This is a genomic window from Rhizobium sp. NXC14 (genome assembly GCF_002117485.1).
Taxonomy (GTDB): Bacteria; Pseudomonadota; Alphaproteobacteria; order Rhizobiales; family Rhizobiaceae; genus Rhizobium.
The window spans coordinates 65001-80886 of sequence record NZ_CP021030.1 but is presented as its reverse complement, the minus strand read 5'-3'; the positions used below and the strand labels follow the sequence as shown (position 1 = coordinate 80886).

Below are 15886 nucleotides of genomic sequence, written 5' to 3'. Positions count from 1 at the left end.
GTGTCCCGGCACGCCGTTGGAGGATGGCAGAGGACATATTGGGAACAAGGAGGAATATGATGCATCTCAATCGCCGTTCATTCCTAGTGAGTTCGGCCGGCGCCGCCGCCGGCTTCGCCTTTGGCGCGGGAAGCGCTATCCCGGCCTTTGCCGAGGAGGCGCAGCTGCGCGCCATGTGGTGGGGATCCAACGACCGTGCCAAACGCACGCTCGATGTCGCCAAGCTCTATCAGTCGAAGACACCCGGCGTTACGATCGTCGGCGAATCGCTTTCCGGCGAAGGCTACTGGACGAAGCTCGCCACGCAGATGGCCGGCCGGGCCATTCCGGACGTTTTGCAGCTCGAGCCGGGAACAATCTCCGATTATTCCAAGCGCGGCGCCTGCCTGCCGCTCGACGAATTCGTCCCCTCGACGCTCAAGGTCGACAGCTTCGGCCCCGACATGCTGAAACTGACCACCGTCGACGGCAAACTCTATGGTGTCGGCCTCGGCCTCAACTCGTTTTCGATGTTCTTCGACACGGTCGAATTCGAAAAGGCGGGCATTCCGCTGCCGACGACAGATCTTACCTGGGATGAATATGCCAAGCTTGCCGTGGAACTCGCCAAGTCCTCGGGCAAGGGCGGTGGCCCCTATGGGGCGCGTTACAACTATGTGTTCGACGCGTGGCTGCGCCAGCGCGGCAAAAGCGTCTTTGCCAAGGAAAGCGTCGGGCTCGGCTTCGCGGCCGATGATGCCAGGGAGTGGTTCGACTATTGGGAGAAGCTGCGCAAGGCGGGGGGCACCGTTGCCGCCGACGTCCAGACGCTCGATCAGAACACCATTGACACCAATTGCCTCGGTCTCGGCAAATCGGTGATCGGCATGGCCTATTCCAACCAGATGATCGGCTATCAGCTGATCATCAAGAACAAACTCGGCATCACCATGCTGCCGCGCGAAAAGAAGGGCGGCCCTTCCGGACATTATTATCGCCCGGCGCTGATCTGGAGTATCGGCGCGACCACAAAGCATGGCGAAGCGGCCGCGAAATTCATCGACTTCTTCGTCAACGACATCGAAGCCGGCAAGATTCTCGGCGTTGAGCGCGGCGTGCCGATGTCGCCAGCCGTGCGTGAAGCCATTCTGCCGCAGCTGAACCCGACAGAGCAGGAAACGGTCAAATACGTCAACATGCTCAAGGATCAGGTCGGTGAATATCCGCCGCCGGTGCCGATGGGTGCGACCCAATTCGACCAACGCGTGCTGCGCCCGATCTGCGACGAACTCGCCTTCGAGCGGACTTCGCCCGCCGACGCAGCGACCCGGCTCGTCGAAGAGGGTAAGGCAACGCTTAAGGGATGATCGCTTGCCCGATATGAAAGGAGAGGCCCGCAGACGCCGGCGGGCTTCTCTGACGCCCGGCTGAAGCGCGTGTGGACTTTAATTGCGTGCTTCAGCTTGCTTCTTCCAACCTCGCCCTCGCAAACCGCGGCATGCGCGACATGGCGCTTAGTTGGCGGCCAGGCTTTTCACCACGCGCCAGTCAGGCCGGCCGAGATTGAACGGCCAGACATGCACCTCCTGATCATTGAAATAGACCACTTCCTGAAGGTTCGGGAAGGCGCTCTGTTTCAACGTCGCGGTTTCGATCCACGGCCTCATATAGGCGTCGCCGCCTTCGTAGCCGAGCTCTGCGACCCAGATGGGCTTTCCATAGGCGGCGACGAGATCATAGCCCTGCTTCAGCGCTTCTGAGAAGGTCCGGTGCTTGTTGTAGGCAAGCTCGTCGTAGCGCTCCAGCCCGAAAACCGAGAGCCCGATGAGATCGACATAATCGTCGCCGGGATAATAGTCCTGCAAGCCGGGCACACCCTTCGGCGACCACATTGTCTCGGTGCCGGGCGCCTCGTCGCGAACGATGTCCATCATGCGTCTGTAGGCGGCGATGAAGTCTTGCGGGTTCCAGCCGGCCCACGAAAACCGCCCGGATTTGTCTTCCATTTCCTGTCCCCAGCGGATGATCACGGGGCTTTTCAGCTGGGATATCATCTGCGCGATCGCCCGCATGTTGACATCGTAGTCGCCGCGCAGAACCTTTGCGCGAAGCTCGCCAGAAGTCAGCCGCCGTTCAACGTCCCAGGACCAAGGCTCCACCGTTATCAGCAGGTTGCGGCCCCTGGCCAACGCATAGGCATCCGCAACGCGCAGCGTCTCCAGGTCAACGTCTTCCCACGGCAGGAACAGGGCTTCAGTCGAGACATTGGCCTGGGCGCCGAAATCCCCATGTGGGTCGTAGGCACCGAACTTGATGCCGTCGGCGTGAACGACCGGGCGTTTGTCGATGATCGTCCGCGCGCTCGCCGCCGGGTTCGGCGCAATGCCCGCATATTGCACCTCGCTTCGGCCCGGCAACTCCGCAACGCACAACAGCAGCAGCGCGATCGCGGCGGTCGAGAGGTGATTTTTCGTCAGCTTCTTCATGGCTCACCCTCCTTTCGGGCTATTTCCTGATTCAGCAGAAACTGCTTCAGTTCATACGCCTTGGCGCTGACGGTATCTGCGGAGACGAGCTTGCGGAATTCGTCATCCTGGCGCACAGAAGAATGGCGGAAGATGTACCAATTGCCGTCCGGCTGGCGGCGCTGGTAGATCGTGTTGCCGATCTTGCGATGACCGAAACAGGTGCTGGCACGCGCTGCTCCCTCGGCGTTCGTCCAGGTCGCGCGCATGCAGAGCTGACCGAGATCGTCGACCACCCATCTGCCTTCGGCGAAGGACTGCTTGCCCTTGTCGTTGGTCCAGGCCACGAACCGCCGTCCTTCATCGAAGAAACGACCGCCGCCGGTATCCCAGGTCCAGGTCTTGTCACCGTAGATGCGGTAGAGTTCATAGGCGCTGAGCGGCGTCGGCGGATTCTTCTCAGCGGCCTCGGCAGCGTGCGCCGCCAACGGCAGACACAGGCTGAGAGCCAGGGCTGCGCCATATAGTCTCGATTCGATGCTCATTATATGCTCCTCCTCGACACGTCCCGGTTGGCCGGTTCATACACCCTGTTGGTCCCGCCCGGTGTTTCCGTATCCATTCCACCTGAGGCGAAACTTCACGGTCCTGGTCTTGCCGTGACCGGCCCCGGCGACGGCAAATTGCGATTGGCTGAAACTGATGAGCGTCTGGCCATGGGAAAGGGCTTCGAGGCCGCGCAGGCCGTGGGTGCCCGCCTGCATGCCGCCGGTGACACAGATCGCCAAACCCGTAGCCGTCGCAAGCCAGAGGCCGCGCGATTGCGGCAGCAGCGGCAGGCCGTTCTCGATCGCATGGCGAACGACGATCAGCACGGTCAGCGACAGATAGAGCGCGAGGTTCATCGCAGCGAAAAGATAAAAGCCCTGAGCGGCAGCGGCCTCGCCGGCGAACACCATGGCCGCGGCGCAAAGCCCCGCGAGAGCAAGATAGGGCGCAACGACGCGCAGCGGCAAAGACTGCTGCTGCTGCCTTCCCTTCGGGGTGATGCGAAAGTCGACGAAAGAACCGGAGAAATGGTCGCGAATAGCCGCCAGGCTGCCGGCCAGCGACCATGGCCAGCGCAGAAAGACGAAGGCGAGCCCTTCCCAGCCAAACAGTTTCGCGTCCTGCGGCCGGAAGGTTCCCGTGGCCCGCCAGAAGAAAGCAAAGAGCATCAGCACGATCGACATCGGCGCGAAATGCAGCAGAAAATCCGGATAGGTCACGTTGACGAAGACCTGGCCCGTCAGCAAGGCGGCAACCGGCAGCAGGAACATCACTGCCATGACGGCGGAAAAGAGCGGATACCACAGCTGCGAAAAGACGAACTGGAATTTCAGCCGCCAGGGCAGATTGATGACGTAGCGGCGGGAATATTGCAGCAGGATGGTGACGAGGCTGCGCGACCACTGGAATTCCTGCACGGCGAGATCGACGAAATTCGCCGGGCCGTCGCCATGAGCGATCGCATCGATCGCGTGGACGCCGCGCCAGCCGCCGGCGTTCATCATCAGCGTCGTCGAATGATCTTCGGCAAGCTCGGGGCCAAGGCCGCCGATCTGGCGAAGGGCTGTTGTGCGGACCGCATAGTGGGAGCCGATGCAAAGGGGCGCCCAACCATTGTTGTAACCGGTCTGCAGCGAGCCGTGCAGACTTGCCTCTGCGTAGAGCCTGCCGCGCGCGACCCAACTCTCCGCGGCATTCGCATCACAGATGCTGGGTGCGGAAACATAGCCAACGGCAGGATCGGCGAAAGGGCGCAGGACTTCACGGAGATATGTCGGTGTCGGCACATGATCGGCATCGAACTGGGCGACGAAATCGTAACGCGCATAGCCGAAATGGTCGTAGAAATAAGCAAGATTGCCTTCCTTGCACCGCGTCCGGCGCGGCCAGGTCGTGCGGTGATACTCCGCCACGCCCTTCCGCGTCGATATCAGCACGCCGTGCTCGGCGCACCAGCGTCTGGTTTCCGCGGACGGATCCTCGTCGGCTAGCCAGACATCGAACTCGACACCAGTCTGATCTAGCATCGCCTGAAGCGTGGCGCGGACGACGGCAAAGGGTTCGGACGGCGCCTTGGTGACGACCATCGCCACGCGTCCTTCCGGCAGCCGGGCGCGCGAGCTGATCGTTCTTGCATCGAGGAAGATCATGATGAAATAGGCGGGGACAAGCGTAATCCAGGCAAGCACGGCGGTGACGAGCACGAAGGCTGGCCAGGAAATGATATGGGCGGACTGACACCACCAGATCCAGAAATAGCCGAGCGCCGCCAGCCAGCAGAGGATGCCGAAACCATAGGCGACACGATTCCACCCTGTGAACACGGGGTTGAATGGGTCCGCAGCAGCTTTCGCCGTCCTGACCCTGTGATCGATCTCCGAAACCAGGCTCATGCCGTCACCTCCAGCCCGAAGGTCGGGCCGGCCGTGCGGATGATCGTGTCGAGATCGGAAAGAGCCGGCACGAAGCCGAGCTCTGCCTTCGCCCGTGCCGTATTGGCAAAGAGGATCGGCGGGTCTCCGGGGCGGCGGGCGCGATAACGGACGGGGACTTCGCGGCCGCTGGCGCGATAGACCGCGTCGATGATCTCGCGCACTGACGTGCCACGGCCGGAACCAAGATTGACGCTGAGCGAGGCGCCGTCTGCGATCAGGTGGTTGACGGCGGCCAAATGTGCCTGTGCGAGATCGCTGACATGGATATAGTCGCGAACGCAGGTTCCGTCCTCGGTTGCATAATCGGTTCCGAAGACATCGAGCCGGTCCAGTCTGCCGGCGGCAGCAAGAAGGGCGCGGGGGATAAGATGTGTCTCGGGCTCGTGACGCTCGGCAAGCTCACCCTCCGGATCGGCGCCGGCCGCGTTGAAATAACGCAATGCAGCGAAGCGGATGCCATAGGCAGCGGCAAAATCCTCGAGCGCCATCTCGAAGATCAGCTTGGTGCGGCCATAAGGATTGACCGGCTGCTGCAGACTTTCCTCCCGTATCGGCAACGAGGCGGGAACGCCATAGGTGGCGCAACTGCTGGAAAAAACGATCTTGTCGATTTCCTGGTCGAGACAGGCCTCGAGCAGCGTGAGACTGCCGACGACATTGTTGCGGTAATATTTCCGCGGCATGTCGACGGATTCGCCGACATAGGCATTGGCGCTGCAATGGATGACGCAATCGGGCGAAAATTCGGCCATCGTCCGGCGCAGCGCAGCGGCGTCGCCGAGTTCCCCGCGGACGAGCGGGCCCCAGCGGACGCTGTCGGCATGTCCGGTCGAGAGATTGTCGTAGGTAACGGGGATCATCCCGGCGCGCGACAGCGTTTTGCAGATATGACTGCCTATGAAACCGGCGCCGCCGGTGACGAGTATATGGCGGGGCATCTCATACGGCCTCCGCCTGTTCCGTCCCGGCAAGCAGGCCGTCGAAATATTCGACGGTGCGCGCAAGGCCGGCTTCGAGCTCGATATGAGGCTGCCATGCCAGTTCCGTCATCGCCCGTGAGATATCCGGCCGCCGCTGGCGTGGATCGTCGACGACAGCCGGAAGGTGAACGATGCGGGAACGCGAATTTGTGAGGTCCCGGACGATTTCCGCCAGGCGTCGAACGGTGAACTCGCCCGGGTTGCCGAGATTGATCGGACCGTGGCATGCGCTGCCGGCTGCCGAGAAGCGCAGAAAACCTTCGATGAGATCATCGACATAGCAGAAAGAGCGAGTCTGCTGGCCGTCGCCGTAGATGGTCAGGTCGGCGTTGCGCAGGGCCTGCACGATGAAGTTGGAGACCACCCGCCCGTCATCGGCGCGCATGCGGGGCCCGTAGGTGTTGAAGATGCGGCCGACCTTTATGTCGACGCCGTAGGTCCTGTGGTAGTCGAAAAACAGGGTTTCGGCACTGCGTTTTCCCTCATCGTAGCAGGCTCGCGGCCCGATGGAGTTGACATTGCCGCAATAGGATTCGCGTTGCGGGATCTGGGTCGGGTCGCCATAGACTTCCGACGTCGACGACTGAACGACGATCGCGCCGGTCTTGCGCGCACAATCCAAGGTGTTAACGGCGCCGAGTACGCTGGTAAGCAAGGTGCCCACCGGGTCCCGTTGATAGTCGGGCGGAGAGGCAGGAGAGGCGAAGTTGAAGATCAGCGACGCTTCGATATCGAAGGGCTGACGCACATCGTGCTCGATGATGCGAAAGCGGGGGTTCGATGCGAGATGCTCGACATTTGCACGGCGGCCGGTGGAAAAGTTGTCGAGGCATATGACGCTGTGGCCGCTTAGCAGAAGCCTTTCGCAGAGATGCGAGCCAAGAAAGCCGGCTCCGCCATTTACAAGAGCGGTGCCCAGATTCTTGAGCACCGCTATGTTCTTTACTTCAGAATAGCCTTCGTCGGGAACGAAACTACGCATTACAAACTCCTCCCCACGCTTTAGTCTTTTGTATTATTTACGCGGCTTACGTCTCACCTTATTCGGGTGGATATTCATGCAATTGCGTACCAATGCATGAATAAGTTCGAGGTTATTCTTTAGTTAACCCGTTTACTATTGAAATAATAAGGCGATTGTTATCAAGGTCAACTTCAAAAAACATAAAATATCCCAAATAATTACGCAGTTGTTCTTCAGAGTAACAAATGATTAATCATTTTACTTATTTTTTCACGTAAGACGGGAAACACGCGGTTGCTCAAACTTTGCTCAATAAAGATGGGATAGAAGAAGGAGAGGTCGGCTGCGCAGGGCTGCGCCACCGGTCTTGAATCCGGAAGCGTCCTATGCGAGGGATTTGGCATGTTCAAAAATCGCGCCACAGCCCAGCCGAAAGGCTGGCGTCCATTTCATTTTGCGATGCTTGCGGGGGGAGCGACGCTTCTTGCGATCGGAGCGACGGCTTGTGCGGTCGTTGACGACGACATGGCCGCTATCGGGAAAAAGAATGTTATCGTCGTCGAGACGCGACCCGTTTCGAAGGCTTACACCTACCCGGAAAATCGAACCGTTCGGCCTGTTGCGGCACGAGCCCGCATCGTCGCCTATCACGGGTCCGCGCCCTATATCTGCTCTCCAAGCGGCTTCGGACAGAAGTCGCGCTGCTTTGCCCGTCGCTCGACCTGAAGCAAAAGCGCCGCTGCCTATTCATTAAATCGGAATCGATTTAAGAATAGACCCAAGCGCAACTCAAAGTGTGATAGCGTTCTTTGCGGGCCTGAAAAAGCGCGGCGCTATCGATCAGTTGCGCCACCGGCTGGACATGTCGTCATCGCCGACCGGATGGTCGTTGAAAAAGCGAGACGCTGCTTCCGTACGGTTTCGCACGTTCATCTTCTTATAGATGTTGCGGACGTGAACCTTCACCGTGTTTTCGGAAAGATGCAGCTTGTCGGCAATAATCTTGTTCTGCGTCCCCTTGCAGATGAGATCCAGGATCTGAACCTCCCGGGTCGTCAAGGCGGAGATGCTGTCGCGTCTCAGCTTGAGCGCATTGTTGCGGGCGGCATCAACCGACTTGGTCTGATAAAGTGAGGGCTCCAGTTGGGTCCCCTTATTGGTGAGGCGGTTGAGAAGCGCCGAGGGAAAATGCTCCCCGCCCTTCATCAGCAGATCCACCGCGGCCATGAAGACATCAAGCCGAAGATTAAGCGGCAGGACACCGTCGATGATCCGTGCCTCGACCAAACGGCTGACATAGGGCTCCATCATGTCGATGGCTTCGACGACAAGTCCGATCGAGGTTTCCGGATGATTTTCCCTGACCGCCTGCAGCGCTTCTTGCAACTCCGGCGTAGGTATATGGTAAAATAAAACCAGCTTTATATCGCTGCTATCCTTTGCCAGCATCGGAGTTGCGTTCGTTATGCTTGGCACATCGCAATTTGGAAATTTCTTTGCCAGCGCCTCCACCATGCATTCTGAAAACAGATCAGCCTTGGCTACTACAAGGATAGTATCTCCGGATGGGCTAGACTTTCTCGTCTGGTCCGCATTCTCCATTCCTGAACCTGTCATGAACATATACGCCTCCCCTAGCGGTACACTTTACTCAACATGAAGCGATGGCAGGTATAAGATAGTATGAAATGCCGGTCTTATTGTGTCATCGCCTTTTTCTTTAGACATTTCTTAATTATGTTAATACGGATTGAGAAGGAAGGAAATGGCCCAAAGTGATTAGTTTTAGGGAGCGAGAAACAATAAGATACTACGTATCGGTTGTATTTTTGCTCACCCTTATACTCCGAGGTTATATTTGCCCCCACTATAGATAATTCAGTAAATGTAATATTTCAGTACAAATTGTAATATTTTATCGCCCGCCCCTGATGATTACGAGACTCGCAAGTTGTCACTCAACCCGGTCACTCCTGGGCAAAGCCTCGCATTCCCGGCTGCTTATGCCGGGCCGTGATCTCTGCAAGGCCAGCGCTGCGCTCGAACGTGTCCGGTCGGTCGCCAGGGCAGCGCATCGCAGAGGCTGATATCGTCCAGAGACCCTCGTGCGCTGGAACAGCGGGCACCAGCAAGATGAAGAAGGCGCGGCGTCTGCACTGGCGCACCTGCGCGGCTGTTGAAATGCACCCGACCAGGCGCATCATACCATGCTCTTTGATTTTGAGCTGCAATCGCTGCTAAAGAGGCGTGAGCCTATTTTGCACTCCTCAGCGAGACGTCATGCAGATCGATGCGGACAGGGCAGAACGGGAACGGCTTCTGGCCATTCTCGATTTCTGGCATAAGATCGAGTTTTTCATACCTTATGATCTCTCCAGTCGCCTCGTCTCCGGCGAAGGACGGACCATTTTCTGGCTGCATGCAGAGACGCTCTTGCAGGACAGCGCTGCACTCAGCCGTCCTGTCATACCCGAGGAGAAGCAGATCACCGGCTTTACCTTATTCCTCGGCGTTTTCAGCAAATCCGAGATCTCCGACGTCCGCAGGCACTTCGATAACGATGCGGTCGACATCGCCGAGTGTGAGGATGCCGAACGCAGCGATCTCGATGGCGATACCTGCTTTGCCAGCCTGCAGCTTACTCCGCTCGGACAGCCGATGTTCGAAACATTTTCCGTCTCGACGCTTCCGTGGGCCCTCGGACGGGTACGGAAAACCGGTCTCTCCTCGCTCAGCCATGAGGCATTTGCCAACGGCAAGCGGCAGCTGTTGGAATTGCTTCAAAACTTTCAGGCGCAGCGACAGCTGGGGTCTTCATCCTTCGAGGCTGCCACCGATCAGCCGATCGATGCCGGCGAAATCGTGGCGCTGCATGAATTGCTCTGCGATTGGGCAGGTTTTGCCTCACGCCAGGAAAAGCCCATCGCCGCCGTTGAAATACGCTACCGCGACAGGTCGGAAAGACCCGAGCTCATCTCGTTGCCGCCTCAACAGGAGGATCATGCACCCAACGCCGATGAGGAAGACGAAAGTGCCAGCCTTGATGAAGACATTGGCATTCTGAACAGCTTCTTTATCGAGGATATCGAACGGGCGATGATCTGCGTCAAGCAGGGCAATGTCCCGGAGCCGCTCCGGCGGTACCTCAACCCGCCGGCAGATGAAAATCGGGTCGACCTTTATTCGGAAGAAGGACGCCGGGCGATCATTCGGGCGCTGCATCCCCGCAATCTCAACCGTGGACGCTGGCTGAGCGAGCCTCATCTCGCAATGAGCCTCATGCAACAGTTCGCGATCAATGCGGCGATCGGCGGCCTGTCGGAAACGGGATTATTCTCGGTCAACGGCCCGCCGGGCACCGGAAAGACCACGCTGCTGCGTGACATGTTCGCGGACAACATCGTTCGGCGCGCCCGGGTGCTCTCCTCACTGACGACGGCGCGCGACGCCCTTGACGGCTCGCCACGCCGTGTCGGTTTTACGGATCGGAGCACCGCCTCCATATCGGCGCTGATCCCAGCCCTTGCCGGATTCGAAATGGTCGTCGCCTCCTCTAACAATGCCGCCGTGGAGAATATTTCGCGCGACCTTCCCAAGCGGAGCTCGATCGCGAGCACGTCTTCCTTTCAATATTTGCAGACGGTTGCACACAAGATCGCCTGCCAGAAAGACAACGGAGCGGTCGTCAAGCTCCCTGACGGCGACCGCCCATGGGGGTTGATCGCCTGCGCGCTCGGCAATTCCAGGAACCGCCGGGCCTTCAAAGAACGTTTCGCCTTCATGGAGATCGCCGAAAGACCGATGCCCGGCTGGTCGGGCGCAGCAAAGCCGCAGACCATCTGGGAATGGTTGAAGAGCTATGAGGGGCCAAGCTTCGCTGAAGCGGCATCGGCTTTTCATGCCGCCGACGAGATGGTTCGCGAAAAGATCAGCCAATATGCGCGCTATGCCGATCTGCGTGATGAGATAGCGCCCGTTTCGCAGGATGCATTCTGCCGCGAAGCGCTCGAGAGGGTGGCTGTCGCCGCGGACGAAGTTTTGCATGCGCAGAATCGATGCGACATGCTGGCGACCGAAATGCGCCGCATCGCCGACGGTTTGTCTTATCTGAAGGAGGAGGAACAGCTGCTCGACCGCAGCGCCCCTGCGAGATGGAGGAGAGTGCTCTCGACCAACCCGGCCCGGCAGCATCGCCAGGAAGTCATCGCCAATGCGCGGAAGCAGCTGGAACTGCGCAAGGCGCTGGCCGAATGCGAAGATCAGCTTGCGAAAACCGATAAACCCACATTGGAACGGGCTTTGCGAGAGCATGACCGGGCCGAACGGGCACTGCGGTCACGACAGAAAATCTGGTCTGCGAAAAAAGAGGAACTCGAGCGGCTGGGGGAAATTCTCGATCATCCCGCCGCACCGGAGCGTCTCACCGATCTCGATGAGGATCAGGTGCAGATCGACGGCCTCTGGCATCAGGACGAACTGGCGGCTCTGCGTTCGGCATTGCTGGAAGCAGCGTTGACGCTGCATGAAGCTTGGTTGGCCGATGTCGGCAGGAAGGGCGGAGGTTTTGGCGGAAATATCGTTGCCGTCACCAAAGTGCTTTCCAACAACAATCCCGTCGATGACAAGCACATTGCATCGATCTGGCAGAGCCTTTTCATGATCGTTCCGATCGTCTCCACGACATTCGCGTCTTTTGCCAAGCAGTTCCGCGGGCTTGGGCCCGGCTCGATCGGCTGGGTCTTCATCGATGAAGCCGGCCAGGCGGTGCCGCAGGCGGCGGTCGGGGCGTTGATGCGGGCACGTCGCGTCATGGTGATCGGCGATCCCTTGCAGATCGAACCGGTTTTCACGCTCCCCAGCGCGCTGATTTCAGGCGCTTCGGCTCTTTCACCGCACACGGCGGCAGGCCAATATTCGCCGAACAGGGCGTCTGTGCAGATGCTGGCCGATGCGGCCAATCGCTACGGAACGACGCTTCAGGGCGAGGAGGCGGATGGGCTCTGGATCGGCAGCCCGCTCAGAGTGCATCGACGCTGCATCGATCCGATGTTCAGCCTTGCCAATCAGATCGCCTATCGGAACAAGATGATCTTCGGGCTGGAAGAGCGCCGGCCGGCCGGCGACGCATCGCCCTTTTATGGCGACAGCGCCTGGATCGACGTCAAGGGCAAGGTCTCGGGCAAACAGGTCGTTGCCGAGCAGATAGACTTCATCGTCGACCTCCTCGCCGCGACTTATCACCGGGACGGTGCATTGCCGGACATCTACATCATCTCGCCGTTCAAGGAGATCAAGACCGGTTTGAGACGGGCTCTTTCTCATGCGGTCTGGATCGACCAAGACGGATATGCGCGCGGATCTCCAGCGAAACTACAGAAATGGCTTCAGGAACGGGTAGGTACGGTTCACACCTTCCAGGGCAAGGAAGAAGATATCGTTTTCATGGTTCTCGGTGCCGATGCCGAACATCGCGGAGCGGCCGGCTGGGCCGCATCCAAGCCAAACCTGTTGAACGTGGCGCTGACGCGCGCCAAGCGCCGTTTCTACATCGTCGGCGACCGCACGCTCTGGCAAACGCTTCCCTATTTCAGAGAGGCGGCAAATGCGTTGCAGACGATCCGGCCCGCGGAATTCCTGACCCGAAACGAGCTGAACATGAGGATCGGACTCCGGCGCCGTTCGCTGAACGCATGTTGTGACGTTCCCCCAGAAACGCAAACCCCGCCATGAGGCGGGCTTTTTGCGTGTTGTGTTTATGGAAGGATTGGTTGCGGGGGCAGGATTTGAACCTGCGGCCTTCAGGTTATGAGCCTGACGAGCTACCGGGCTGCTCCACCCCGCGTTATTTTATTCCGGACTGTCTGAGCCCGGGAGCGATGTCAGGCGTAGCCTGACGAGGTGAGGCCGTTAAGAGATCGATCCGGTGGATCGATCTTAGGCCGAACGGGCTGCTCCACCCCGCGGAATGATTATAACACGAAAGGCCGCTTGTGAGCGGCCCTTTGTTTCGGCTTTGGGCCGTTGGCTTGTGATTGAGAAGATTTTATCAACTGAGTTGCGTTTGGCAGACCTGGCAGCGACCTACTCTCCCGCGTCTTAAGACGAAGTACCATGGGCGCAGGGGCGTTTCACGGCCGTGTTCGGAAAGGGAACGGGTGCAGCCACCCCGCCATAACCACCAGGTCGGCAAAGCGCAACTTGTTGTTTGAGAAGCTGGCAGGCGTAAGCCTGTTTTGTTTTGAACACGTCTTTGATCTTTCCGGCTGCGGGAGCTTGTGGCACCCATACAGGCCAGAGGCCGTCGCGCTTTGTGGCGCGGGCCGTCCGCAGCGCCCTTGGCGCGTCAGGACAAGGTCAGGCATCATCAGCCTTTGGCTGATGAGCATGAACAATGAGAACGATCAAGCCGATCGAGCTATTAGTACCGGTAAGCTTCATGCGTTGCCGCACTTCCACACCCGGCCTATCAACGTGGTCGTCTTCCACGGCTCTGATAGGGAACACTCGTTTTCAGGTGGGTTTCCCGCTTAGATGCCTTCAGCGGTTATCCCGTCCATATATAGCTACCCTGCTATGCCCTTGGCAGGACAACAGGTCCACCAGAGATATGTCCATCCCGGTCCTCTCGTACTAGGGACAGATCCTGTCAATATTCCTACACCCACGGCAGATAGGGACCGAACTGTCTCACGACGTTCTGAACCCAGCTCACGTACCGCTTTAATTGGCGAACAGCCAAACCCTTGGGACCTGCTCCAGCCCCAGGATGCGATGAGCCGACATCGAGGTGCCAAACAACCCCGTCGATATGGACTCTTGGGGGTCATCAGCCTGTTATCCCCGGCGTACCTTTTATCCGTTGAGCGATGGCCCTTCCACGCGGGACCACCGGATCACTATGACCGACTTTCGTCTCTGCTCGACTTGTCAGTCTCGCAGTCAGGCGGGCTTATGCCATTGCACTCGACGACCGATTTCCGACCGGTCTGAGCCCACCATCGCGCGCCTCCGTTACTCTTTCGGAGGCGACCGCCCCAGTCAAACTACCCACCATACACTGTCCCGGACCCGGATGACGGGCCGCGGTTAGACATCCATGACGATAAGGGTGGTATTTCAAGGATGGCTCCACGGAAACTGGCGTCCCCGCTTCAAAGCCTACCACCTATCCTACACATGCCGACACGAATGCCAGTGTAAAGCTATAGTAAAGGTGCACGGGGTCTTTCCGTCTGACCGCAGGAACCCCGCATCTTCACGGGGAATTCAATTTCACTGAGTCTATGTTGGAGACAGCGGGGAAGTCGTTACGCCATTCGTGCAGGTCGGAACTTACCCGACAAGGAATTTCGCTACCTTAGGACCGTTATAGTTACGGCCGCCGTTTACTGGGGCTTCGATTCAAAGCTTGCACCTCTCCTCTTAACCTTCCAGCACCGGGCAGGCGTCAGACCCTATACGTCGTCTTGCGACTTCGCAGAGCCCTGTGTTTTTGATAAACAGTCGCTACCCCCTGGTCTGTGCCACCCCATCATAGTTGCCTAAAATGGGGTCACGCTTCTTCCGAAGTTACGCGTGCAATTTGCCGAGTTCCTTCAACATAGTTCTCTCAAGCGCCTTGGTATACTCTACCTGACCACCTGTGTCGGTTTCGGGTACGGTCTATACGGTGGAGCTATTTCCTGGAACCGCTCCGCTGCCCTGATAATCCAATAAACCAGAACAACTTGTGCAATCCGTCACTACCACCAGGCCCACGAATATTAACGTGGTTCCCATCGACTACGCGTGTCCGCCTCGTCTTAGGGGCCGGCTAACCCTGCTCAGATTAACTTTAAGCAGGAACCCTTGGTCTTTCGGCGAGAGGGTCTCTCACCCTCTTTATCGTTACTCATGTCAACATTCGCACTTCCGATACCTCCAGGAGCCCTCACGGGTCTCCCTTCATCAGCTTACGGAACGCTCCGCTACCACGTGTATTGCTACACATCCTCAGCTTCGGTGCATGGCTTCAGCCCCGTTACATTTTCGGCGCAAAGACCCTTATTTAGACCAGTGAGCTGTTACGCTTTCTTTAAATGATGGCTGCTTCTAAGCCAACATCCTGGTTGTTTTGGGATCCTCACATCCTTTCCCACTTAGCCATGACTTGGGGACCTTAGCTGGAGGTTAGGGTTGTTGCCCTTTTCACGACGGACGTTAGCACCCGCCGTGTGTCTGCCGAGTAGTACTCCCCGGTATTCGGAGTTTGGTTAGGATCAGTAAGACGGTGAGTCCCCATAGCCCATCCAGTGCTCTACCCCCGGGGGTATTCGCTCGACGCTCTACCTAAATAGATTTCGCGGAGAACCAGCTATTTCCGAGTTTGATTGGCCTTTCACCCCTAGCCACAAGTCATCCCAATCTATTGCAACAGATGCGGGTTCGGTCCTCCAGTTGGTGTTACCCAACCTTCAACCTGCTCATGGCTAGATCACTCGGTTTCGGGTCTAATGCAACAAACTATATCGCCCTGTTCAGACTCGCTTTCGCTGCGCCTACACCTACCGGCTTAAGCTTGCTTGTTACACTAAGTCGTTGACCCATTATACAAAAGGTACGCCGTCACCCTTGCGGGCTCCGACTGTTTGTAGGCATCCGGTTTCAGGTTCTATTTCACTCCCCTTGTCGGGGTGCTTTTCACCTTTCCCTCACGGTACTTGTTCGCTATCGGTCATGCACGAGTACTTAGGCTTGGAGAGTGGTCTCCCCATGTTCAGACAGGATTTCTCGTGTCCCGCCCTACTCTAGGACAATCGTGATATCTACGCGTACGGGGCTGTCACCCACTACGGCCGCACTTTCCAGAGCGTTCCACTTTAATCACAATTGCCACTGGCCTGGTCCGCGTTCGCTCGCCACTACTTGCGGAGTCTCGGTTGATGTCCTTTCCTGCAGGTACTTAGATGTTTCAGTTCCCTGCGTTCGCTTCTTACACCCTATGTATTCAGGTGCAGATACCTTATCACAATGCTT

General features: G+C 58.1%; 9 protein-coding genes, 1 tRNA gene and 2 rRNA genes (1 of these 12 running past the window's edge). 3 read left to right on the top strand and 9 right to left on the bottom strand.

Going from position 1 to position 15886, the window contains the following annotated elements; translation table 11 throughout:
• Nucleotides 1–59 precede the first annotated feature (59 nt).
• Nucleotides 60–1346 carry an ABC transporter substrate-binding protein gene (locus tag NXC14_RS00385; protein WP_085776476.1) on the top strand — a complete coding sequence of 429 codons (1287 nt, stop codon included), beginning with the start codon at nucleotides 60–62 and terminating at the stop codon, nucleotides 1344–1346.
• A 147-nt stretch (nucleotides 1347–1493) separates the two neighbouring features.
• Here the strand turns inward: NXC14_RS00385 and NXC14_RS00380 are convergent, their stop codons facing one another.
• The 5 genes from NXC14_RS00380 to NXC14_RS00360 are packed head-to-tail and all read right to left on the bottom strand — an operon-like array spanning nucleotide 1494 to nucleotide 6889.
• Nucleotides 1494–2465 carry a glycosyl hydrolase gene (locus tag NXC14_RS00380; RefSeq protein ID WP_085776475.1) on the bottom strand — a complete coding sequence of 324 codons (972 nt, stop codon included), beginning with the start codon at nucleotides 2463–2465 and terminating at the stop codon, nucleotides 1494–1496.
• Nucleotides 2462–2989: a DUF995 domain-containing protein gene (locus tag NXC14_RS00375; RefSeq protein WP_085776474.1), complete on the bottom strand. Its 528-nt coding sequence runs from the start codon at nucleotides 2987–2989 to the stop codon at nucleotides 2462–2464. Before NXC14_RS00375 ends, NXC14_RS00380 begins: the two co-directional genes overlap by 4 nt.
• A gap of 36 nt (nucleotides 2990–3025) precedes the next feature.
• Complete coding sequence (locus NXC14_RS00370; protein WP_085776473.1) at nucleotides 3026–4885, bottom strand: glycosyltransferase family 2 protein; 1860 nt, start codon at nucleotides 4883–4885, stop codon at nucleotides 3026–3028.
• The gene (gene galE / locus NXC14_RS00365; RefSeq protein WP_085776472.1) at nucleotides 4882–5865 is read right to left on the bottom strand and encodes a UDP-glucose 4-epimerase GalE; all 984 of its coding nucleotides are present in this window, start codon (nucleotides 5863–5865) and stop codon (nucleotides 4882–4884) included. The genes NXC14_RS00370 and galE overlap by 4 nt, the downstream gene beginning before the upstream one ends.
• A gap of 1 nt (nucleotide 5866) precedes the next feature.
• Entirely contained in the window at nucleotides 5867–6889 is a 1023-nt protein-coding gene (locus tag NXC14_RS00360) for a UDP-glucuronic acid decarboxylase family protein (protein WP_085776471.1), read from the bottom strand.
• 384 nt (nucleotides 6890–7273) lie between these two features.
• On the opposite strand from NXC14_RS00360, the gene NXC14_RS00355 reads away from it, so the two are divergent.
• A complete protein-coding gene (locus NXC14_RS00355; protein ID WP_085776470.1) occupies nucleotides 7274–7597 on the top strand; it encodes a hypothetical protein in 324 nt (107 codons plus the stop codon).
• A 114-nt stretch (nucleotides 7598–7711) separates the two neighbouring features.
• On the opposite strand, the gene NXC14_RS00350 is transcribed toward NXC14_RS00355, so the two are convergent.
• Nucleotides 7712–8494 (bottom strand): response regulator transcription factor, encoded by a 783-nt coding sequence (locus tag NXC14_RS00350; protein ID WP_085776469.1) that lies wholly within the window; start codon nucleotides 8492–8494, stop codon nucleotides 7712–7714.
• A 657-nt stretch (nucleotides 8495–9151) separates the two neighbouring features.
• On the opposite strand from NXC14_RS00350, the gene NXC14_RS00340 reads away from it, so the two are divergent.
• Nucleotides 9152–12601 (top strand): DEAD/DEAH box helicase, encoded by a 3450-nt coding sequence (locus NXC14_RS00340; protein ID WP_085776467.1) that lies wholly within the window; start codon nucleotides 9152–9154, stop codon nucleotides 12599–12601.
• A gap of 35 nt (nucleotides 12602–12636) precedes the next feature.
• Here the strand turns inward: NXC14_RS00340 and NXC14_RS00335 are convergent.
• From NXC14_RS00335 to NXC14_RS00325, 3 genes are all read right to left on the bottom strand, one after another.
• Nucleotides 12637–12713: transfer RNA gene (locus tag NXC14_RS00335), tRNA-Met, on the bottom strand.
• A 226-nt stretch (nucleotides 12714–12939) separates the two neighbouring features.
• A 5S ribosomal RNA gene (gene rrf / locus NXC14_RS00330) occupies nucleotides 12940–13054 on the bottom strand.
• 214 nt (nucleotides 13055–13268) lie between these two features.
• Nucleotides 13269–15886, bottom strand: a 23S ribosomal RNA gene (locus NXC14_RS00325); it runs 323 nt beyond the window's last position.

Bases quoted from the DNA above. Each gene is read 5' to 3' on its own strand.
- NXC14_RS00355 (WP_085776470.1), top strand. From the start codon at position 7,274: ATGTTCAAAAATCGCGCCACAGCCCAGCCGAAAGGCTGGCGTCCATTT.
- NXC14_RS00375 (WP_085776474.1), bottom strand. From the start codon at position 2,989: ATGAGCATCGAATCGAGACTATATGGCGCAGCCCTGGCTCTCAGCCTG.
- NXC14_RS00385 (WP_085776476.1), top strand. From the start codon at position 60: ATGCATCTCAATCGCCGTTCATTCCTAGTGAGTTCGGCCGGCGCCGCC.
- NXC14_RS00350 (WP_085776469.1), bottom strand. From the start codon at position 8,494: ATGTTCATGACAGGTTCAGGAATGGAGAATGCGGACCAGACGAGAAAG.
- NXC14_RS00340 (WP_085776467.1), top strand. From the start codon at position 9,152: ATGCAGATCGATGCGGACAGGGCAGAACGGGAACGGCTTCTGGCCATT.
- NXC14_RS00370 (WP_085776473.1), bottom strand. From the start codon at position 4,885: ATGAGCCTGGTTTCGGAGATCGATCACAGGGTCAGGACGGCGAAAGCT.
- galE (WP_085776472.1), bottom strand. From the start codon at position 5,865: ATGCCCCGCCATATACTCGTCACCGGCGGCGCCGGTTTCATAGGCAGT.
- NXC14_RS00360 (WP_085776471.1), bottom strand. From the start codon at position 6,889: ATGCGTAGTTTCGTTCCCGACGAAGGCTATTCTGAAGTAAAGAACATA.
- NXC14_RS00380 (WP_085776475.1), bottom strand. From the start codon at position 2,465: ATGAAGAAGCTGACGAAAAATCACCTCTCGACCGCCGCGATCGCGCTG.